The following is a 20616-nucleotide window of genomic DNA, read 5'->3' as shown; positions in this document are numbered from 1 at the left end:
AAATTTTATAATTAGGTATGAAAAAAAGTGTATTACTCTTTCTATTTAGTATAGCTTTTTCATTAATGAGTTTTGCCCAGCAAACCATTGTGAAAGGTAGTGTATTAGATGGAATCACAGGAGAACCTATTCCTGATGTTACTGTAACTATTGAAGGTACAACTTTGAGCAAAACAACTGACGCAAAAGGAGAATTTAGTTTTACTAAAGATGTTCCTTTAGGTGAGCAAATGCTTAAGATTGAAAAAGTAGGTTACGAAACAAAACGTTACCCAATTGTGGTTAACGAAAACAAAACTGTTGATATTTCAGGAATGACTCTTGATTACGATCCAACAGACAAAAAGGATTTGTATACCATTTCTATTTCTGATGACAACCTTAATAGTGAGGATGACGGTCTTACAGATAATGTATCTGGACTTTTACAGGCATCTAGAGATGTGTTTTTAAGTGCTGCCGCTTTTGATTTTAGTGCAACATTCTTTAGACCAAGAGGTTTGGACAATGCCAATGGTAAAGTACTTATTAATGGTATTGAAATGAATAAGCAATTTAGCGGCCGACCACAATGGGGAAACTGGGGCGGACTTAATGATGTACAGCGTAACCAAGAATTTACAATGGGTATGTCTGCAAACGATTACAACTTTGGTGATCTTGCTGGTACAAATAATATTATAATGCGTGCCTCTAAATATCGTAAAGGTGGACGAATATCATACGCCGCTGCAAACAGAAGTTACGAAGGACGTATTATGGGAAGCTACAGTTCTGGCCTTTTAGCTGATGGTTGGTCTTATTCTGTATTATTGTCTAGACGTTTTGGAGAGCAAGGTTATATTGATGGAACACTTTACGATGCTAATTCTTTCTTTGCTTCAATAGAAAAGAAAATAAACGATAAACATTCCCTTAACTTAACGAGTATTTATGCACAAAACAGACGTGGTCGTTCAACAGCAATTACTCAAGAAGTTTTTGATCTTAAAGGAAGACAATACAACCCGTTTTGGGGAGAGTTAAACGGAGAACAGCGTAACTCTAGAATTCGTGAAATAGAAGAGCCAATTATAATGCTTAACCATTTCTGGGATATTTCGGACAAAGTACGTTTAAATACAAATGTAGCTTACCAATTTGGAGAAATAGCAAATACACGTATAGATAATGGAGGTACACGTGCTGTTACCATTAATGGCGAAACCGCTTTTATCGGTGGTGCACGTAATCCAACTCCAGAATACTACCAGAATTTACCAAGTTTCTTTTTACAAGATGAAAACCCAACAGCTTTCGATTATCAACAAGCATACTTAGCAAGAGAAGAGTTTGTTAACGATGGACAATTTGATTGGAATCAACTATATGAAGCTAATGCGACAACAGGGTATTCATTGTATGCTGTACAAGCAGATGTCATTGAAGATAAACAGTGGAGTTTTAATTCAATTCTAGATGCTGATTTAGCAGAAAACATTCGCTTAAATGCATCTTTAAACTACAGAAACTTAAACAGTCAAAACTACGCACGTATTGAAGATTTATTAGGTGGCTCAGGCTATTTGGATGTAGATTTCTTTGCTGAAGAATCTCCAAACGCAGTTGGTGCAACTTTAGAAGAAGTAGCACAAAGTGATTTGCGTAATCCAAACCGAATCGTTGGAGAAGGTGACCGCTATAAGTACAATTACGAAATTAATGCTGATGTGGCAAGTGCATTTGCCCAAGCTCAGTTTAAGTACAATAAAATAGATTTTTATTTAGGCGGAAACGTTTCATCAACAACTTATCAACGTGTAGGTTTTTATGAAAACGGAAACTTCCCAGGAACAGGAAACAACGGGTCTTTTGGTGAGGGTGAAAAATTAGAATTTACCAACTACGGTGCAAAAGCTGGTTTTACATTTAAAGCTTCTGGTAAACACCTTATAGATGTAAATGGTAGCTATTTTACAAAAGCACCAACAATTAGAAACTCATATAGTAATGCTCGCCAAACTAATGCTTCGGTAATTGGTTTAGAAAGTGAAAAAATTCAATCTGTAGATGTAAGTTATATCTACCGTTCACCAAAATTAAAAGCTAGAGTTACTGGTTTTTATTCAGGGTTCGAAGACGGTACAGATATAGGATTTTACTTTACTGAAGACTTAGCTGGTTTAGGTATTGACAATGGTGATGCATTTGTGCAAGAAGTACTAACAGGTATCGAAAGAAGACACGTAGGTGTAGAATTAGGTATTGAAGCTCAAGTAACACCAACCATTAAACTTAAAGGAGCTGCTTCTGTTGGTCAGTACACTTTCCAAAACAATCCTAATTTGTATCTTACAAGTGTAGATTTAGCTGGACCTGTTACTTTTGGAGATGGTACTACAAATCTTAAAGATGTGCATGTTGCTGGCGGACCAGAGCGCGCATTTCAATTAGGTTTTGAATATAGAGATCCTGATTTCTGGAATATTGGAGTAACGACTAATTATTTCTCTAACGCTTATATAGATGTAAGTAATTTAGCAAGATCTGCTAACTTTACTTCAGATTTTGATGGCAACACATTTAATGATTATGACCCGATATTAGCAAAAGAATTATTAAAACAAGAACAGTTTGATGATTATATGTTAGTAAACGTAGTCGGTGGTAAGTCTTGGAAGGTTGATGATTATTTTATCGGTTTCTTTGCAACAATCAATAACATATTTGATCAGGATTACAGAACTGGAGGTTTTGAGCAATCACGATTAGCTAACTTTAGAAGAGTTAGAGACGACCAAGCAAGAGATAATGGTCCTATTTTTGGATCACGTTATTTCTTCGGAAACGGAACGACATATTACTTAAATGTTTACGTAAGATTTTAATTGAAAAAGAAAATATAATACACACAAAAAATGAAAACTTTAAAAATTAACAAATTTATACTTCTACTTATAGGACTTGTAGCTTTTAATAGCTGTGTAGAAGATGACGATTTTAGTATTCCAAATACAGCAGTTTCTGAACCTGAATTTGGCAGCAATGATCAAATAATTCCAATTAGCTCAGTTGCTGGTCAGTTAGCACAAGAGCAAGGTAGTGCAACTGTAGATTTTTCTGATGATGATACCATTTACACTTATCCTGCTGATGGACCAACACAATATGTATCTGGTTACGTTGTTTCATCTGATGAAGGTGGAAACTATTTTGAAGAATTAATTCTTCAAAATGCACCAGAAAATCCAACTATTGGAGTTAGAGTATTGGTAGACGTAAACCCTTTATTTGTACGTTACGAAGTAGGTCGTAAAGTATTTATAAAATTAAATGGTCTTTCTTCGGCAATCTCAAATGGCGTTTTAACTATCGGACCAAAAGATGGTGACCGTTTGGGCAAAATACCTGCGGCAGTTGAAAACGATTTCATCTTAAGAGCAACTGAAGTAGCTACAATCGTACCATTACCTTTAGCTATTTCTGATTTTACAGAAGACAAAACCAACTTAATGATTGAGTTAAACAATGTTCAATTTAACAGAAACCAAGCTTTACCGCCAAACGCATTAAGCTATGCTGCAGAAGGTTCTGATCAGTTTGATGGCGAGCGTCTTTTAGAAAGTTGCGACGATAGTGCTTCTACGATTTTTGCAACAAGTACATTTGCAGATTTCAAAGCATTAACATTACCTTCTGGTAAAGGATCAATGGTTGCGGTTTTACAACGTAACTTTTTTGGCGATGCTTATAATGTTGTTGTAAACTCTCCAGAAGACATCAATTTTGATGACCCAAACCGTTGTGATCCTGTTTTCTTAGATTGTAATGGTCCTGTTTCTTCTGCATTTACTGTTTTTGAAGAAGACTTCCAATCAATTACTAACGAAAGTCAATTAGATGGTATGGGTTGGACAAATGTAAATGTTTCTGGTGGCAGCGAACGTTACGAAAGAAATGCGTTTAGCGGCGATACGTACATGAAAATATCTGCTTTCGGAACTGGGGAAAATCCATTAGAAGCATGGTTAGTAACACCAGCAATTAACCTAGATAGTACAACAGAAGAAAATCTATCTTTTGAAATTTCTGCAAACTTTGAAACAGGTACTGTTTTAAGTGTATTAATTACTGATAGTTTTACCGGTGATGTAACGACTACAGATTGGGCAATCCTTGATGCTAACGTACCAGTTGGTAGTGGCGGATTTGGTCCTTTTGTAGAATCTAACGTAAACATCTCTTGTTTAGACGGTGACGTACATGTAGCATTTAAGTATTTAGGTGCTGCTGGAGGTGCAGAAACAAGATACCACATTGACGATATTGTAGTTACTGGTCAAAACTAAGAACTATATAAATATTTAATATAAAAAAAACCGCATCTGATTAGATGCGGTTTTTTACTTTTACAACTATGTTCGACTCTTTTTATATCAGCTTTCTAAATCGGTTAAAACCAAAGTTTGGCAAAAAGTCAATGACTTGGGCTCTACACTATATTAGTCTTTCAGAAATAGCATTTTATGCACTTTTAGCTTGCTTTTTTGCTGCATTTTCTAATCAACTAAATATTGTAAAGATATCTTCTGAAAAGGCCATTACAATTGCAATTATCTCTATTATTTTTATTTACGGAAAAAACTGGATACGCTACAACGGTAAAAAAAGACTCATTTTAAATGCAAAGTCTAAAAAACAAAAGGTAGAACTTTGGAAATTGATAGCGCTTCCTATTGCATGCGTTGTATTAGCTATAATTTTCTTTCAAGCTGTGTAAATTTATAGCATAAAAAAGCCATCCTATCGGATGGCGTTCTCAAGATTATTTCATTCTAAATTTAAGCTTTTTTAGCCTTACAGCACTCTTTTTTGCAATCTTCAGCGCAAGCCATTTTAGTTTTTTCTTCTTGTGACTTATCTTTACAACATGCCATTTTGCAATCTGCTTTACATGCTTGTTTGTGCTCAGAAGTTTCTTTTTCCGTTGTAAATTGGTCTACAGTTTTTATGTCTTCAACCTTATAAATTTCACTTACTTTAGATACCGTTTCTTTTAAGGACTTTGGTGAAACTTTAGCATCATCATACTCAACCATTGCTAACTCTTTATCAAAGTCTACTACAGCCGATTTTACACCGTCCATTTTTGCCATTTTTTTCTCAATAGTCTTGGCACATCCCATGGCACAAGTCATTCCTTTAATATTAAACTCTACCTTGGCGTAGTTTGCATTTGGGTCTAAAGTTGACTTTGTATCTTCTGCAATTGTTTTAACGGTAATTACTTCTGGTTCTGTATTATTTTTACAAGCAACAGCAAATAATGTAACAAACGCAAAAATTGTAACTCTTTTAAAAATTTTCATAACTCAATCAATTCGGGTTTTGAACAAATCTAGTAAATAGACCAATTCTTGAAAAATAATTAACGAATTTTGTGACAGCATAATCTGCTTTTTATGAAAAACATTAACATAAAGTGGCTTTATTTGGTCATTCTTGCTGTAATTTGGGGTAGCTCATTCATTCTTATTAAAAAATCTCTTTTAGGTTTAACACCTTATCAACTTGGGAGTTTACGTAATGTTTTTAGCGGAATTATTTTGCTTAGTTTCGGGTACAACGGATTAAAAAAAATAAAAAAACAACAATGGAAATGGATTGGTATTTCCGGTTTTTTAGGCTCTTTTTTTCCTGCATTTTTATTTGCAATTGCCGAAACAGAAATTGATAGTGCTATTACATCTGTACTAAATTCGCTCGTACCATTAAATGCAGTATTAATTGGCGCTGCAGTTTTTAAAATATCTTCTACTAAAAGACAAGTTATTGGTGTGATTATAGGTTTTATTGGTACGGCCTTATTGATACTTCGTGGTGCAGAACTTAATCCTAATCAAAATTATTTATTTGCTGGTTTCATAATCGTGGCAACATTGATGTATGCTTGTAATGTAAATATTATAAAACGTCATCTACAAGATGTAAAACCATTGACTATCGCAGCAGGAAATTATGTGTTTATAACAATACCTGCATTAGCTATTTTAATCTTTACAGACTTCTTTTCGGCTGAAACATTTTCTGGTGAATATTTTAATGACTCTATAATATTTATTCTTATTCTTTCGGTTTTTGGAACTGCTTTGGCAAAGATATTATTTAATAAGCTGGTACAGATTTCAACACCTGTATTTGCAACATCTGTTACCTATTTAATGCCTGTTGTAGCACTTATTTGGGGTTTGCTTGATGGGGAAACTTTTACGCTTTTTCAAGGATTAGCCACGTTTATAATTCTTGCTGGTGTTTATATTTCAAATAGTGTAAATCAAAAAAAAACCGAAGCCTAACGACTTCGGTTTATCTTATTCTTAAAAAATTTATTTTTAATTAAAATCTTTAGCTGTTACACCTTCGTTTACTTTAATTTCTGCAACGTCCATAATTATAACTTGAGGACCTGCATTAACTTTCATTTGCTGAGGGAACTTAACACCATTAATTTCTTTATAATTAGACATTTCTGTAACGTTAGTCATTGTTTGCGGACCTTGAGTAACAGTTTCTTCAACTTTAATTAAATAACCCGTATCTGCTGCATAATATCTAGCAGAGACTTTACCATCTTTGTCTACAGTGATTTTATAAGCGCTAACACCATCAACATCTGTTAAACTTTCTAAGGTAATGTCTGTAGCTTCCATATATAATTCTGGAAACAATCCTTTTGAGGATTTACGAGCATTTAAGTCTTCATCAGACATAGGAATTCTTTGACCTTGTTGTTCAGCATAGCCTGAAGAACCATCAAACTTTTGTTTAACAATAGTTCCCATACCTTCAATACTCATTTCCATTGAATATTTATTAGGTTCCATCTGCTTGATAACCGCTTTTGGCTTAAATGGTGCTCCTTGAATAGTTACATCAGCCATGGTCAAAACTGAATTTACACCTCTTAAAGCTTTTTCGCCTCCAATGGCATTTACGTATTTTTTTACAACGTCTGAAGCTGTTAAACCTTCTGGTAATGGTTTAGAAAAAACTGGTTTTTCTGTAGCTTCGGCGTATTTGTCATAATACTTAATAGGAAGTCCTACTTTTTCTAAATTTTCTAAAACTTCTTCGCCTTTACCTACAACTACAACTCTTGTATTATCTGCTTTAAAATACTTGTTAGCTGCACGCTGAACATCTTCAACAGAAACGTTGTTGATGTTTTCTAAATATTTAGCGTAAAAATCTTCAGGAAGATTATTTCTTTTAATATTTAAAGCATAGTTTGCTATAGTTTGTGGACGTTCAAGTGCCATTACAAAATTACCAACATACTTAGCTTTTGCATTCTTCAAAGTAACAGGGTCAACTGGCTCAGTTCTGATGCGTTTAATTTCTTTTAAAAACTCAACTACAGCGCTATCTGTAACGGCATTACGTACTTTTGCACTTGCGTTAAAACGAGATACACCATAACGGCTTGCACCCAAACTTGAATATGCGCCGTAAGTATATCCTTTATCTTCACGTAGATTTTTAAATAAGTAGCCTTCGCCACCACCACCAAGGATGTTGTTTGCCATTAAAGCTGCAAAATAGTCGTCATCACTTTGCTTTAAATCAACATTGTTAGTTACAGAAATGTTAGATTGCGTTGCGTTTGGCATATTTACAAAGTCAATCTCAGTGCTTGATACGTTAGCTGTTAATTCTGGTTCAGGTATAACAGGTAAGTTTTCAACTTTTTCCCATTTTCCGAAGTATTTTTTTAATTGCTTTTTAGCGGTCTTTACATCAATATCACCAACAACAACTATATAAGCGTTATTTGGTGCAAAACGTAAATTATACAAATCTAAAACATCTTGAAACGTTACATTATTTACTGTTTCTTCTGTAGTAAACTCACCGTAAACATGGTCTTTTCCGTAAGCTAATGCACCAACAACACGTCCTGCAGCAGCATCAACGCTTTTTTCGTCTGACTTTAAGCCTTCGATAAGTCTGTCTTTTTCTTTATTGAATTCTTCTTCAGTTAACAAAGGATTTATTGTCGCATCTGCCATTAATTCTACAATTCGGTCTGAGTATTTTACCAAACCGCTAGCAAACCCGCCGCTAGAGCCAAAACTGATGTTTGCTCCTAAAAAGTCAACTTCATCATTAAAATCATCTTTAGAAATAGAGGTTGTTCCGTTACCTAACATAGAAGATAAAATACTGGCTACACCAGCTTTATTTCCTTCTTTGTATGGTTTGTTGTCTATACTTAATTGATAAGAAACACGTGGTAATTTATTGTTCTCTACAACCAATACTGTGATTCCGTTTTTTAGCTGAAACTCGTTTGGCTTCTCTAAGTTTATTGTTGGTTCTGGGCCAGCCTTTGGCATTTGAGAACGGTCTATTTGTGCATTAACGCCAAAAGACATTAAAGCAGCACCGGCAAAAGCAGCTATTTTTAGTTTAATATTTTTCATATTATTTTTCTTCTTTTTTAGGTAAGTACTGGATTTCAACACGCTGGTTAGGGCTTAAATATTTTTTAGCCACATCTCTAATTTCTTCTCTTGTAATAGAGCGGTATAAATCTAATTGTGTATTAATTAGATTTACGTCTCCGTAAAGCATATAGTAAGTTGCTAAAGAACTTGCAATACCGGCTACGCTAGAGTTAGAGTTTACAAATTGATTTTCGAACTGGTTTTGAAGTTTTTGATAATCGCGTTCAGAAATTAATTCTGTTTGCATTTTAGCAATCTCTTCATCCATTTCTGCAAGTAAAGTGTCTAAAGCAACATCACCTTGTGGTAAAGCAAAAAGGGCAAAAATGTTATAATCTACCTGACCTAAGTTAACTGCTTGTACTGTTAAGGCTTGCTTTTGCTCATCAATCATTTTCTTGTAAAGTACAGAACTTTTTCCGCCGCTTAAATAAGTAGAAATCATATCTAATACATACGCATCTCTAGTTGCTTGACCAGGTAAACGGTAAGCTGCTATTATTGCAGGAATTTGAATATTAGGATCGTAAGCCTTTACTTTTTTAGTTTCAGTAATAGGTGTTTCTTTAGGGAAGTTTCTTACTACTTCTGGGCGTGCTTTAACCGCTCCAAAATAGTCTTTGACCATTTTCTTTGTCTCTTCCGTATCGATATCTCCAGCAACAATTAATACCGCGTTGTTTGGGCCGTAATATTTATCAAAGTATGCATTAAATTCCTCTAAAGTTGCAGCATCAAGGTGCTCCATTTTACCGATATTAGAATCCTTATATGGATGTACTTCAAATAAGTTTTCGCCAATAGTTTCTAAAAGTTTTCCGTAAGGTGCATCATATCGTTGACGCTTTTCTTCTTTTACAACTTCGTTTTGTGTATCTACACCTACTTGGTCAATCACTGGGTGAAGCATACGCTCTGACTCTAACCATAATCCTAATTCTAATTTGTTAGAAGGAAAGATTTCGTAATAATACGTGCGGTCTTGAGATGTATTAGCGTTAAAAGTTCCTCCGTTTGCAGGAATAATTTTCATAAACTCTCCTCGCTCAATGTTCTCTGACCCTTCAAATAAAAGATGCTCAAAAAAGTGTGCAAATCCTGTGCGCGCTCTGTCACCATCTTTTCCTCCTACGTCGTACATTACAGATGTAATAACTACTGGAGCAGTATTGTCTTGATGTAAAATAACGTGTAGGCCGTTATCTAAATCAAATTCTTCAAATTCTACCTTTTGTGCTGTGGCCGCATGACCAACAAACAACAAAAGCGCTAGACTTAATAGACTTTTTTTCATGTTTTAGTTTTTGTTTAATAAAAGTTTGCAAGTGTTTGTCTTACCATATAGGTCTTTGTTACACTAATTCTAACAAAAATACAGAAGAATTTAACGTTTTTGTCTAAATAAAATGTGAAATAAATTTCTAGTTAAATTATTATGTCTTCCTATTGTAGCATATTTATCAAATAATTGAGTATTGAAAAAACATCTCAAAAGTTTTAAAACGTTTGTAGATTAGGAATTTAAGCGTATATTTGCATCCGCTTTCTGAGAAGAAGGCTATTTTTGATATATAAACAAATTAATAAAAACGTTACGCTATGTACGCAATTGTAGAGATAGCAGGGCATCAATTCAAAGTTGAAAAAGACCAAAAAGTTTTTGTTAACCGTTTAGCTACAGAAGAAGGTAAGAAAGTAGATTTCGATAACGTTCTTTTAATTGGCGATGGTGACAATATTACTTTAGGCGCCCCAGCTATAGACGGAGCACTAGTAAGTGCTAAAGTCGTTAAGCACCTTAAAGGTGACAAGGTTATTGTTTTCAAAAAGAAAAGACGTAAAGGTTATCGTGTTAAGAATGGTCACCGTCAAGCACTTTCTGAAATCGTAATCGAAGGTATTACAGCTTCTGGAGCTAAGAAAAAAGCAGCTCCAAAAAAGGAAACTAAAAAAGCTGAACCTAAAGCAGATGCTAAGCCAGCAGCAAAAGCTGCGCCGGCTAAAAAAGCAACTGCTAAAGCAGATGATTTAAAGAAGATTGAAGGTATTGGACCAAAGATCGCTTCTACGTTAGTTGAAGCAGGTTTAGCAACTTTTGCTGATGTTGCAAAATCAACACCAGAAGCAATTTCTGAAATTATCGCTGATGTTCGTGGCAACCATGTTACTGATACTTGGCCAGCACAAGCACAATTAGCTGCTGATGGTAAGTGGGACGAGCTTAAAAAATGGCAAGACGAATTAGATGGTGGTAAAGCATAATTGCTTAACTACTTAAGTTTAACAATATAAAACCTTAAGACAATGGCTCATAAAAAAGGAGTTGGTAGTTCTAAAAACGGTAGAGAATCAGAATCGAAACGCTTAGGTGTAAAGATTTTTGGTGGACAAGCTGCTGTGGCAGGAAACATTATCATTAGACAACGTGGTAACACGCATCACCCAGGTGAAAACGTTTACCAAGGAAAAGACCACACTTTACACGCTAAAGTAGATGGTTTAGTAAAATTTACTAAGAAGAAAGACAATAAGTCTTACGTTTCAATTGAGCCTTTTGAAGCTTAATTAGACAATCTTATAAATTACTAAAAACCCCTTTCTAAACTGAAAGGGGTTTTATTTTTTACCAATAGTCATCAATTCTTCCCACTGCGTTGTAAACCTATGACTACGGTGTTCTCTTATTAAAGCCCAGTCTTTTTCGCGGTCTCCGACTGTTGCAAGTTTTACTTTGTTTTTTCCAAATTTGCTATTCAGTTTGTCTAAGGTATTGGTAAGTGTTTTAGATTCACTTTTTTGAGGTTTTTCAAAAAGGCTAAGTTGCGCTTGACCTTCGGGCACTAAATGCATTAAATTAACACCGACTTTTTTATAGCGATACCCTTTTCTGTAAATTTTTCGTAAGCCTTCTAACGCTTTTTGCGTTAACTTTATAGTGCTATTTGTTGGGCAATCTAAGGTAATTACAATTTTGTTTCTATATTGTTTGTCAAACTCGCTATGATAATTTGTAGTTAAAAATATTTCAATTTGGGTTGCTGCACTTTTTTGTTGTCTCAATAAGTCTGCAATTTCGGACACGTAATAACTACAGGCTTCTTCAATTAAACCATAATCGCTTAGCTTATAACCAAAGGATTTTGCAGTACCTATTCCTTTTTTTGCGTTTGGTACGCTTACCAATTCTAAACAAGGTAAATTATTTAGTTCTCTCCACAAACGCTCTCCAATAACCGTCATTTCTTTTCTCACCCAAGCCACTTCCATATTGGCAAAGTCTAATGCTGTTTTTTGACCAGTTGCTTCTACACGAATTGTATGCTTTTTACCAATGCCCCAAATATCTTTAATCTTACATTTTGCAAGTAAATATTTTCGTTTTTCTTCGGAAGAAACAACATATACATTATCGTTTTCAGGGATTTTTTTAGCAAATTTATTTGCCATTTTAGCTAGCGATTTTGTTTTAGCTACGCCAACACCTACAGGAATACCCGTGTTTTTATAAATGGTATCTTTTATTTTATGAGCAATAGCTTGTAACTCTTCTTCTTTGTAGTGCGAAAGGTCAACAAAACTCTCATCAATACTATATTCTTCAACCAAATGAGAGAAAGATTTTAGCGTATCCATTACGCGTCTAGACATATCACTGTAAAGTGTGTAATTAGATGAGAAACAAACCACATTGTTATCTTGTAAAATCTTTTTAATCTTAAAAACTGGTTGAAACATAGGAATATGTGTCAATGCCTTTGCTTCTTTATTTGCAGCAACAATGCAACCGTCATTGTTGCTAAGCACAACAACTGGTTTGTTACGTAAATCGGGTCTAAAAACCTGCTCGCAAGATGCGTAGAAACTATTACAATCGACTAGTGCTATCATTTTACAGAACGTACTTTATAACGTAAGTAATTACACCCCAAAGTTGAAATTCAATATTTAGCGTTTTACTAAATCTTATGATTTTAAAAGCATCATCCTGAATTACAACTATAAGCTGATTGTCTTTTGGAGTTAAGGACTTATCAATGATTAAAACATCTTTTTCGAAGATATTAAATTCTTCATAAGCTTCATCAATAACCCTAACAAAAAATGTAGCCGATTGATTTTCTACAAGAACATCGTTAAGGTCTATTCTCGGCTCTGTATAATGGGTTGCAGGACTAGAAAAACCGGTCTGTGTTGGCCGAGATACACGGTAGCTTTTTTTGGATTTATTGATATGACTTGCCTTAGAATTTTCCACGTTATAAATCTAAAACAAAAAGCAATATGCAAATGTTAATTCTGAATCAAAGCATTAACAATTTTAAAAATGTCGGCTAGATAATTTCCATCTTTTTCAGCAAAAAACTCGCATTCATATTTTGGCAAACGCCTTGTTTGAGTTTGTAGTCAAAAAAAAGCTCGTCGTTTACAATCTGCGCGTCAAAATAATAGTTTTTTACAGGTTCTAATTCGTTTTCAATTTCTGTAAGACTCAAATCGTGTGTGGCAATAATTCCTGTAGCATTTAACTTTACTAATTTTTCTACAAATTTTCTTGAACCAATGGCTTTATCTGTGCTGTTTGTACCTTTTAAGATTTCGTCCAGAATGATGAAATAGTTGTTATCTTTTTCAATAGTATCAACCACAAATTTTAAGCGCGTTAGTTCACTAAAAAAGTAACTGCTGTCATCCGTAAGCGAATCTGTGGTACGCATACTTGTAATTAGTTTTATAGGTTTGTATTTGCTCTCTTTTGCACAAACAGGCAAACCGACGTTAGCCATAACAATATGTAAAGCAACGGTTCTTAAAAACGTGCTTTTACCAGCCATATTGGCGCCTGTTATAATAAAAAATTGTTCTTGTTGTAAATCTAAGTCACTGTCTATACGTTTCTCTACTTTTAACAACGGATGTCCTAAGTCTTTTGCCAAAATCGTATGTTTATGTTCAACAATTTCTGGAAAGGAAAACGCCTGATGATTAAAAGCATAATTACCTAAAGTGTTGAAAGCATCAAAAAACGTAACAACCTCAAACCAATCTTCTACCTTAAAAGCGTAGCTATTTATCCATTGTTCAATTTTGTAAGTTTGGCGGATATCCCAAAGAAAATAACCATTTCCGAATATGGCTGAAATTAAATTATTTCTGTTATCTAAAGCATCAATATATTTAGAGAATTCAGAAAAAATGGTTGATGCTTTTTTCCCTTCATATTGAATTTTTTCTTGTTGCTTTTTTAATAATTCTGAAGAAAAATCAGTGTTTTCAATAGCATTTAATAATTGGGCGTATTGCCTAAATGTATCCTTTGCTTTTGAGGTACGAAGCGAAACATCGTTTATAGGCTTTAGAAAACGACCTGTTAAGCCCAATCCCAAAAGTAACCAATATCCCATGTAAGCAATAGGAATAATTTCGGTAATTGCTAAAGCTAAAACACTAATAGACAGTAGACTAAAAGCAATTGTAGCCACAAACCATTGTTTACTTAAAAACGGCTTATATTCTTTTAAATATTGGACAATGCTAGCTGCAGAATGTTCTATAGAAACGCCTTGGGCTACGGCAGAATAATTTTGCCGCCATTGTGGTTTTTGTGCCAGTTCTTTAATAGCGTTTTGGCGCAATTGGATGTTTGTAATGTCATTAGCCAAAAGATTTGTGACTAGTTTTTGCGTGCCTTCCTTTATGGTTGTTCTATTGATAAATTGAAAAAAAGAGCCGACACCAAACAAATCGATATCGAGACTGTAAAAATGCTTCGGGTTTTGATAGTCTAATCCATCAGCTCTATTATGAAAATCGCCGCTAGCTATATTTAATTCTTCTTGGTTGATTTTTACCAACCGCTTATAGCGTGCACGCTCTAATTTTAAATCGGTATATTTTGAAAGTAAAAACAAAAAAACTGCAGTGCCAATAATGCCAATTGCCAACGCCAATTGCCATTTTGTAAAGAAAAAATAAATTCCAAAACCTGTGACTACAAAAATACCTAGACGCAAAAAACTCATTAAGCTTAGTTTTTGAAACAAAGCTTTTGACCTGTTTTGATGAGTTTCTAATTGCGATTTATAAAATTCTGAAGGATGTTGCATGAGTCAAATTTAGGTTTTGAAATATACTAAAAACAAAGCAAGAGTTCTTGAAACATTTTGATGGAAACATCGAAATATTTGAACTTACTTTATAATAATCTTTAACTCTGAAATTTATAACCCTTTTGCGTCCAAATCTCTAAAGACCGCATGAATAATGGTTACTGAATTTTTGTAGAATTCTGGCGTAATATCTTCAAAATCATCTGTTGGCTTATGGTAAGCGGCATGGTCTTCGTTTCCAAAATATAAAAAAGGAATTTCTGCCCTGTGAAATGGCCCGTGGTCTGAGGCGAATGTCCAATCTTCTTTACCATCTGCACCATCATGACCAACTAATAATTTGGTTTCTGTAGGATTTTTAAATTCTGAAATTAGTGTCTTTAAACCTTCGGTATACCGACTGCCAACAGCATACAATTCATTTTTTGAGCTTCGGCTTATCATATCCATATTAATATTGGCTATGATATTGGTATCCTTCATTTTATCTACAAAATATTTTGCGCCTTGTAAGCCCATTTCTTCCGCATCGAAGGCTGCAAGTATAACTGAATGTTTTGGTGGATTTGCTTTAAGCATCTCAGCAAAAGCAAACAAAGCGGCAACACCAGATGCATCATCATCAGCACCGTTATAAATTTTACCATCTTTAGACATGCCTAAATGATCATAATGTGCTGAAATAACAATGTAGGTTTTAGGATGCTCTGTACCTTCAACCATTGCCAAAACGTTAGTAGCATCAAAGGTTTTTGCTTTTCTTTTAAATTGAAAATTATGTTTGTAGTCAGAGCCAAACGGTTTAATTTCTAAACTTTTAAACTGAGTTACTATATAATCTTGTGCTTTTTTGTTGCCTTCAGTTCCTGTTTTTCTTCCTTCAAATTTATCAGAACTTAAGGTTTTAATGTGTTTCAATAGCACATCACTATCATAACTTGTCGTCGCTACATTTGTCGATTTTTCTGAAGTTACTTTGTCTTTAACTTTGTCTTCTTTTTTGTTTTGCCCGCAAGATTGAACAAAAACGAAAGTAAAACATACGACTAAAATTTGAATGAAGTTTTTCATTAAGTAAGATTATTGATTTTGTTTAAAGACATAAAAAATCCTAAGCATAAACTTAGGATTTTAAAATATAAATAAGATTATTTTTTCGTCAATTAACCTTTAAGACTTGCTGAAAGGTATTCACGATTCATTCTTGCAATGTTTTCTAAAGAAATGCCTTTAGGACATTCAACTTCGCATGCACCGGTATTTGTACAGTTACCAAAGCCTTCTTCGTCCATTTGCTTTACCATATTTAACACGCGGTCTGTTGCTTCTACTTGGCCTTGTGGTAATAATGCAAATTGAGATACTTTAGCACCAACAAATAACATAGCTGAAGAGTTTTTACAACTTGCTACACAAGCTCCACAACCAATACAGGTTGCTGCCATAAATGCATTATCGGCATCTTCTTTTTCAATCGGAATTGTATTTGCATCAATTGTATTACCAGATGTGTTTACAGAAATAAAACCACCTGCATGCTGAATACGGTCAAAAGCGGATCGATCTACAATTAAATCTTTTATAACAGGAAATGCTTTTGCTCTCCAAGGTTCTATAACAATAGTTTCGCCATCTTTAAATGTACGCATATGTAATTGACATGTCGTAATTAAACGGTCTGGACCGTGAGCTTCACCATTTATATATAATGAACAAGACCCACAAATTCCTTCACGGCAATCGTGATCAAAAGATACTGGTTCTTCTCCTTTTTCAATTAATTCGTTATTTAAAACATCTAGCATTTCAAGAAAAGACATATCTGGCGAGATATTACTGATTGGGTAATCAACCATCTTTCCTTTAGCGTTAGCGTTTTTTTGACGCCATATTTTTAACGTTAAATTCATAGCTTTTCTATTTGTAACTTCTTTCTTTTACTTTAATATTTTCGTACACTAATTCTTCTTTATGAAGAACGGCATCTTTAGGTTCGCCTTTATATTCCCATGCAGAAACATATTGGAATTCTTTTTTACGAACAGCTTCTCCTTCTTCTGTTTGGTACTCTTCTCTAAAGTGACCACCAGCAGATTCTTCTCGTTGTAAAGCATCTTTAGCAAATAATTCTCCCAACTCCAAGAAATCAGCAACACGACCAGCTTTAGCTAATTCTTCATTAAATTCTTCGTTAGTTCCTGGTACACGAACGTCTTTCCAAAATTCTGCTCTTAGTTCAGAAATTTCGTTAATAGCAGATTTTAAATCTTCTGCGTTTCTTGCCATACCACATTTATTCCACATAATTTTACCTAATCGTTTGTGGAAATAGTCTACAGAATGTGTTCCGTTATTATTGATTAAATGCTCAATGCGTTGTTTTACTTCAGCTTCAGCTTCTTCAAATTCTTTAGTTTCTGTAGAAATTGGACCTGTACGGATATCGTCTGCTAAATAATCACCAATGGTATATGGCAATACGAAATAACCGTCTGCTAAGCCTTGCATTAATGCTGAAGCTCCTAGTCTGTTGGCACCATGATCAGAGAAATTAGCTTCACCAATGGCGTATAATCCAGGAACGTTGGTCATTAAGTTGTAATCTACCCAAAGTCCACCCATTGTGTAATGAACCGCAGGATAAATCATCATTGGAGTCTCGTATGGATTTTCGTCAACGATTTTTTCGTACATCTGAAACAAGTTTCCATACTTTGTTTTAACTACTTCTTGACCTAATTTTTTTACTAAGGCTGCATCATTGGCATCTAAACCTTTAACATAAGCTTGCTCTTTTCCGTAACGCTCAATTGCCGAAGCAAAATCTAAGTAAACTGCTTCTCCTGTAGCATTAACACCATAGCCAGCATCAGCACGCTCTTTAGCAGCACGAGATGCTACATCACGAGGTACTAAATTACCAAAAGCTGGATAACGACGCTCTAAATAATAATCACGGTCTTCTTCTTTTATTTCGGTAGGCTTTAGCGTTTTGTTTCTAATAGCCTCAACGTCTTTTTTGTGTTTTGGAACCCAAATACGACCATCATTACGTAAAGACTCTGACATCAACGTTAACTTAGATTGATGGTCTCCAGAAACTGGAATACATGTTGGGTGAATTTGAGTATAACAAGGATTTGCAAAGAAGGCTCCACGCTTGTGCGCTTTCCAAGCTGCAGTTACATTACTTCCCATTGCGTTAGTCGATAAGAAGAAAACATTTCCGTAACCACCAGAGCCTAAAACAACTGCGTGAGCTGAATGTCTTTCGATTTCACCAGTAATTAAATTACGCGTAATAATTCCTCGTGCTTTTCCATCGACGATTACAACATCTAGCATTTCGTGACGGTTGTACATTTTTATTTTGCCACGGCCAATTTGTCGGTTCATGGCAGAATATGCGCCTAATAATAATTGCTGACCTGTTTGTCCTGCCGCATAAAATGTACGAGAAACTAGTACACCACCAAAAGAACGGTTATCTAAAAGTCCACCATACTCACGAGCAAAAGGAACACCTTGTGCTACACATTGGTCTATAATATTTGCTGAGACTTCTGCAAGTCTGTATACGTTTGCTTCACGGCTACGGTAATCTCCACCTTTTACGGTATCGTAGAATAATCGGTAAGTAGAATCTCCATCGCCTTGATAGTTTTTTGCAGCGTTAATTCCACCTTGAGCCGCAATAGAGTGCGCGCGTCTTGGAGAATCCTGAAAGCAAAAAGCCTTAACATTGTATCCTAATTCAGCTAAAGTTGCCGCAGCAGAGCCGCCGGCTAAACCTGTTCCAACAACAATAACATCAATGTTACGTTTATTTGCAGGATTGACTAAATTAATTTCGTTTTTATAAGTTGTCCACTTATCTGCTAGTGGACCTTGAGGTATTTTAGAATCTAAAGCCATAATATCTCTTATTTTTAATGACTAAAATGATGAAATAGGGCAATGAAAACAAAGCCTGCTGGTATGCCTATTGCATACAATTTGCTAAATCGTTTTAGTCCTTTTGTATATTTATTATTTGCACCGACTGATTGAAAAGCCGAGTTAAAACCGTGAAGTAAGTGTAAGCTTAATAATATAAAACTTATTACATAAAGTACTACACGCCATATGTCTACAAATTTTTCCTGAAGTTCTTCAAAGTATCTATAACCACTATCTGGATTATTTGGATTTATAAGACCACTCATATCTCCTTCTACATACTTAACCGTAATTTCATGAATCCAGAAATCGTACATGTGTAAGCATAAAAATGCTAAAACAACAGCTCCTGTTAACAACATATTACGGCTCATCCAAGAGGAGTTTGCGTTACCGTTGTTTTTTACGTAACTAATTTGTCTTGCTCTACTATTTTGAATTTCGAGAACAAAACCCATTACAAAATGAAAAATAACACCTGCAATTAAAATAGGTTGCAAAATGTATTGTACTGCCCAGAATGTACCCATGAAATGTGACGCTTCGTTGAAGGCATCAGGACTAAAAACTGAAAGTATATTAATTGCAAAATGTTGTAATAAAAAAACCATTAGGAAGAGTGCCGAAAGTGCCATGGCAAACTTTCTTCCAATCGAAGAATTTAAAATTCCGCTCATTGTCGAATAAATCTTTGTGTTAGTTTAACAAAGATACTGCTCAAAACGCGTATTGCCAACAAGACACTGAGCTAATTCATTATTTAGAATGGTTTTAATTAAAAATCGAAACGCGGATTGACAACCGTGTTATAGATTGATCCAAACGAGTAGTTGAAACCAACACTGACAAAATAATTAAAACCAGATTGTAACTGCTGTTGTTGTAACAATAATTCTTCTACGGTTAAATCGCCACCTGGAATATTTACCTGATTTCTAGTTATAGAATAACTACCACTTACATTAAAGTTAAAACCTTTAAATAATCGCACATTTGTTCCTAAAAAGAAATTTAATGCATTTAAACTAGGGTCTTGTAAAAATTGATTAAATGAAACTTCAGCATTTAAATTTCCCCATTCTTGATTGATTCTTCCACCTAATTGAATACCGTGTTCCCAAAAATATTCTTCAGTTTCATTAAAAACCGTTCTTTCAATATAGTCATTGTAACGAATACCGTTTCGGTACGAAATTGTTAGCTGTTTTTTAGCAGAATCTGCATAATCAAAAAAACTGTATTCTAAGGCTGGTCTTGCCGTCCAAAACAAATCGAAATTACTGAAAGTTGAGGTGCCAATGCTTGTGAAAATACCATAAGACCAGTGGTCGTTAATACTAATGATATCACTAACATTTAAACGTCTATTATTATTGAAAACTACAAAATCATCTTCACTACCATCTTCGTTTATAAAAGTAAATGTTGACCTATTCTCTCCATAACGGGCAAACATGTTAAATTTATTATTTTCCGTAACACGTCTTGCTGATACGCTGAAATTGAGATTACTACTTTTACTTTGTTCTTGGCCGTTAAAAAAGCCGCTAGCTCCAAGTCTAAACAACCAATAATCCCAAGGGTCTTTTTCTTCAACTTTTTCTTCTTCATTTTCGGGAGTTGGTACATTTACTACAACCTCATCAATGGTGCCTCTTGCAATCCAAAAACGCACCAATCCAAGTTTTAAATATTCTAAAACTCTTCTACGCTCATCATCATTGGTCATGTTACCGTCCGTAGAAAAATTAAGTTTGTAGTTAATTTTTTCTAAGTCGTTTTTTCCTATAAAATCCATCTCATAACTTTGACCTCTGGCACCATTACGTTGCGTAACAACAAAAATATGAACATCACCTAAATCTTGGTCTCGTACAAATTGTACATTCCCTAAGTTTTGGCGTAAAAATTCTTGGTCACAACGGTCACAATCAAGAAAGATTTTAACCTCTTCTGTGGATTTTGTTTGAGTGTCTTCTTGCGAAAAAGAGTTTGCAAAAAAACAAAAAAAGGATAGGAGTAATAAACGGTTTAACATGTCTGGTTAGCGATTGATGAATAATTAGGTTCACAAACCTAATAAC

The 20616-nt window shown here is 34.6% G+C and carries 17 protein-coding genes; 6 read left to right on the top strand and 11 right to left on the bottom strand.

What is annotated here, in order from left to right:
- The first annotated feature begins 17 nt into the window (after positions 1-17).
- From ACFQ1Q_RS05870 to ACFQ1Q_RS05860, 3 genes are all read left to right on the top strand, one after another.
- Positions 18-2867 (top strand): carboxypeptidase regulatory-like domain-containing protein, encoded by a 2850-nt coding sequence (locus ACFQ1Q_RS05870; RefSeq protein ID WP_386128928.1) that lies wholly within the window; start codon positions 18-20, stop codon positions 2865-2867.
- Between the two features lie 30 nt (positions 2868-2897).
- Complete coding sequence (locus tag ACFQ1Q_RS05865; RefSeq protein WP_386128926.1) at positions 2898-4328, top strand: DUF5689 domain-containing protein; 1431 nt, start codon at positions 2898-2900, stop codon at positions 4326-4328.
- 131 nt (positions 4329-4459) lie between these two features.
- Positions 4460-4759, top strand: coding sequence for a hypothetical protein (locus tag ACFQ1Q_RS05860; RefSeq protein ID WP_386128924.1), 300 nt, complete (start codon positions 4460-4462; stop codon positions 4757-4759).
- A gap of 61 nt (positions 4760-4820) precedes the next feature.
- On the opposite strand, the gene ACFQ1Q_RS05855 is transcribed toward ACFQ1Q_RS05860, so the two are convergent.
- Positions 4821-5348 (bottom strand): heavy-metal-associated domain-containing protein, encoded by a 528-nt coding sequence (locus tag ACFQ1Q_RS05855; protein ID WP_386128922.1) that lies wholly within the window; start codon positions 5346-5348, stop codon positions 4821-4823.
- 93 nt (positions 5349-5441) lie between these two features.
- Between ACFQ1Q_RS05855 and ACFQ1Q_RS05850 the strand changes: the two genes are divergently transcribed.
- Positions 5442-6335 (top strand): DMT family transporter, encoded by an 894-nt coding sequence (locus tag ACFQ1Q_RS05850; RefSeq protein ID WP_386128920.1) that lies wholly within the window; start codon positions 5442-5444, stop codon positions 6333-6335.
- Positions 6336-6371: 36 nt separating this feature from the next.
- Here the strand turns inward: ACFQ1Q_RS05850 and ACFQ1Q_RS05845 are convergent, their stop codons facing one another.
- Complete coding sequence (locus tag ACFQ1Q_RS05845) at positions 6372-8462, bottom strand: M16 family metallopeptidase (RefSeq protein WP_386128918.1); 2091 nt, start codon at positions 8460-8462, stop codon at positions 6372-6374.
- Between the two features lies 1 nt (position 8463).
- Positions 8464-9780, bottom strand: a complete 1317-nt coding sequence (locus tag ACFQ1Q_RS05840) for a M16 family metallopeptidase (RefSeq protein WP_386128916.1) — start codon at positions 9778-9780, stop codon at positions 8464-8466.
- A gap of 305 nt (positions 9781-10085) precedes the next feature.
- Between ACFQ1Q_RS05840 and rplU the strand changes: the two genes are divergently transcribed.
- Positions 10086-10748 (top strand): 50S ribosomal protein L21, encoded by a 663-nt coding sequence (gene rplU, locus ACFQ1Q_RS05835; protein WP_386128914.1) that lies wholly within the window; start codon positions 10086-10088, stop codon positions 10746-10748.
- Positions 10749-10790: 42 nt separating this feature from the next.
- Complete coding sequence (gene rpmA / locus ACFQ1Q_RS05830; RefSeq protein WP_110474587.1) at positions 10791-11051, top strand: 50S ribosomal protein L27; 261 nt, start codon at positions 10791-10793, stop codon at positions 11049-11051.
- A gap of 51 nt (positions 11052-11102) precedes the next feature.
- Here rpmA and ACFQ1Q_RS05825 read toward each other — a convergent pair whose 3' ends face one another.
- The 8 genes from ACFQ1Q_RS05825 to ACFQ1Q_RS05790 all read right to left on the bottom strand — a co-directional run bounded on the left by ACFQ1Q_RS05825 (position 11103) and on the right by ACFQ1Q_RS05790 (position 20570).
- Entirely contained in the window at positions 11103-12374 is a 1272-nt protein-coding gene (locus ACFQ1Q_RS05825) for a Y-family DNA polymerase (protein ID WP_386128911.1), read from the bottom strand.
- A gap of 1 nt (position 12375) precedes the next feature.
- Positions 12376-12741, bottom strand: a complete 366-nt coding sequence (locus tag ACFQ1Q_RS05820) for a S24 family peptidase (protein ID WP_386128909.1) — start codon at positions 12739-12741, stop codon at positions 12376-12378.
- Between the two features lie 76 nt (positions 12742-12817).
- Positions 12818-14590: a MutS-related protein gene (locus tag ACFQ1Q_RS05815; protein ID WP_386128907.1), complete on the bottom strand. Its 1773-nt coding sequence runs from the start codon at positions 14588-14590 to the stop codon at positions 12818-12820.
- A 114-nt stretch (positions 14591-14704) separates the two neighbouring features.
- Positions 14705-15664 carry a M20/M25/M40 family metallo-hydrolase gene (locus ACFQ1Q_RS05810; RefSeq protein ID WP_386128905.1) on the bottom strand — a complete coding sequence of 320 codons (960 nt, stop codon included), beginning with the start codon at positions 15662-15664 and terminating at the stop codon, positions 14705-14707.
- A gap of 92 nt (positions 15665-15756) precedes the next feature.
- Positions 15757-16503 (bottom strand): succinate dehydrogenase/fumarate reductase iron-sulfur subunit, encoded by a 747-nt coding sequence (locus ACFQ1Q_RS05805; RefSeq protein WP_386128903.1) that lies wholly within the window; start codon positions 16501-16503, stop codon positions 15757-15759.
- Positions 16504-16510: 7 nt separating this feature from the next.
- The gene (locus ACFQ1Q_RS05800) at positions 16511-18508 is read right to left on the bottom strand and encodes a fumarate reductase/succinate dehydrogenase flavoprotein subunit (RefSeq protein ID WP_386128902.1); all 1998 of its coding nucleotides are present in this window, start codon (positions 18506-18508) and stop codon (positions 16511-16513) included.
- A 14-nt stretch (positions 18509-18522) separates the two neighbouring features.
- Positions 18523-19209, bottom strand: a complete 687-nt coding sequence (locus tag ACFQ1Q_RS05795; protein ID WP_386128901.1) for a succinate dehydrogenase cytochrome b subunit — start codon at positions 19207-19209, stop codon at positions 18523-18525.
- A gap of 98 nt (positions 19210-19307) precedes the next feature.
- The gene (locus ACFQ1Q_RS05790) at positions 19308-20570 is read right to left on the bottom strand and encodes a hypothetical protein (protein WP_386128899.1); all 1263 of its coding nucleotides are present in this window, start codon (positions 20568-20570) and stop codon (positions 19308-19310) included.
- Positions 20571-20616: the final 46 nt, after the last annotated feature.

The sequence above is a fragment of the Winogradskyella litorisediminis genome, assembly GCF_042675765.1.
GTDB lineage: Bacteria > Bacteroidota > Bacteroidia > Flavobacteriales > Flavobacteriaceae > Winogradskyella > Winogradskyella litorisediminis.
Note: the sequence above shows the minus strand (reverse complement) of the source record. Positions and strands in the feature narration are given on the sequence as shown.

Bases quoted from the DNA above. Each gene is read 5' to 3' on its own strand.
- ACFQ1Q_RS05870 (WP_386128928.1), top strand. From the start codon at position 18: ATGAAAAAAAGTGTATTACTCTTTCTATTTAGTATAGCTTTTTCATTA.
- ACFQ1Q_RS05865 (WP_386128926.1), top strand. From the start codon at position 2,898: ATGAAAACTTTAAAAATTAACAAATTTATACTTCTACTTATAGGACTT.
- ACFQ1Q_RS05860 (WP_386128924.1), top strand. From the start codon at position 4,460: ATGACTTGGGCTCTACACTATATTAGTCTTTCAGAAATAGCATTTTAT.
- ACFQ1Q_RS05855 (WP_386128922.1), bottom strand. From the start codon at position 5,348: ATGAAAATTTTTAAAAGAGTTACAATTTTTGCGTTTGTTACATTATTT.
- ACFQ1Q_RS05850 (WP_386128920.1), top strand. From the start codon at position 5,442: ATGAAAAACATTAACATAAAGTGGCTTTATTTGGTCATTCTTGCTGTA.
- ACFQ1Q_RS05845 (WP_386128918.1), bottom strand. From the start codon at position 8,462: ATGAAAAATATTAAACTAAAAATAGCTGCTTTTGCCGGTGCTGCTTTA.
- ACFQ1Q_RS05840 (WP_386128916.1), bottom strand. From the start codon at position 9,780: ATGAAAAAAAGTCTATTAAGTCTAGCGCTTTTGTTGTTTGTTGGTCAT.
- rplU (WP_386128914.1), top strand. From the start codon at position 10,086: ATGTACGCAATTGTAGAGATAGCAGGGCATCAATTCAAAGTTGAAAAA.
- rpmA (WP_110474587.1), top strand. From the start codon at position 10,791: ATGGCTCATAAAAAAGGAGTTGGTAGTTCTAAAAACGGTAGAGAATCA.
- ACFQ1Q_RS05825 (WP_386128911.1), bottom strand. From the start codon at position 12,374: ATGATAGCACTAGTCGATTGTAATAGTTTCTACGCATCTTGCGAGCAG.
- ACFQ1Q_RS05815 (WP_386128907.1), bottom strand. From the start codon at position 14,590: ATGCAACATCCTTCAGAATTTTATAAATCGCAATTAGAAACTCATCAA.
- ACFQ1Q_RS05810 (WP_386128905.1), bottom strand. From the start codon at position 15,664: ATGAAAAACTTCATTCAAATTTTAGTCGTATGTTTTACTTTCGTTTTT.
- ACFQ1Q_RS05805 (WP_386128903.1), bottom strand. From the start codon at position 16,503: ATGAATTTAACGTTAAAAATATGGCGTCAAAAAAACGCTAACGCTAAA.
- ACFQ1Q_RS05800 (WP_386128902.1), bottom strand. From the start codon at position 18,508: ATGGCTTTAGATTCTAAAATACCTCAAGGTCCACTAGCAGATAAGTGG.
- ACFQ1Q_RS05795 (WP_386128901.1), bottom strand. From the start codon at position 19,209: ATGAGCGGAATTTTAAATTCTTCGATTGGAAGAAAGTTTGCCATGGCA.
- ACFQ1Q_RS05790 (WP_386128899.1), bottom strand. From the start codon at position 20,570: ATGTTAAACCGTTTATTACTCCTATCCTTTTTTTGTTTTTTTGCAAAC.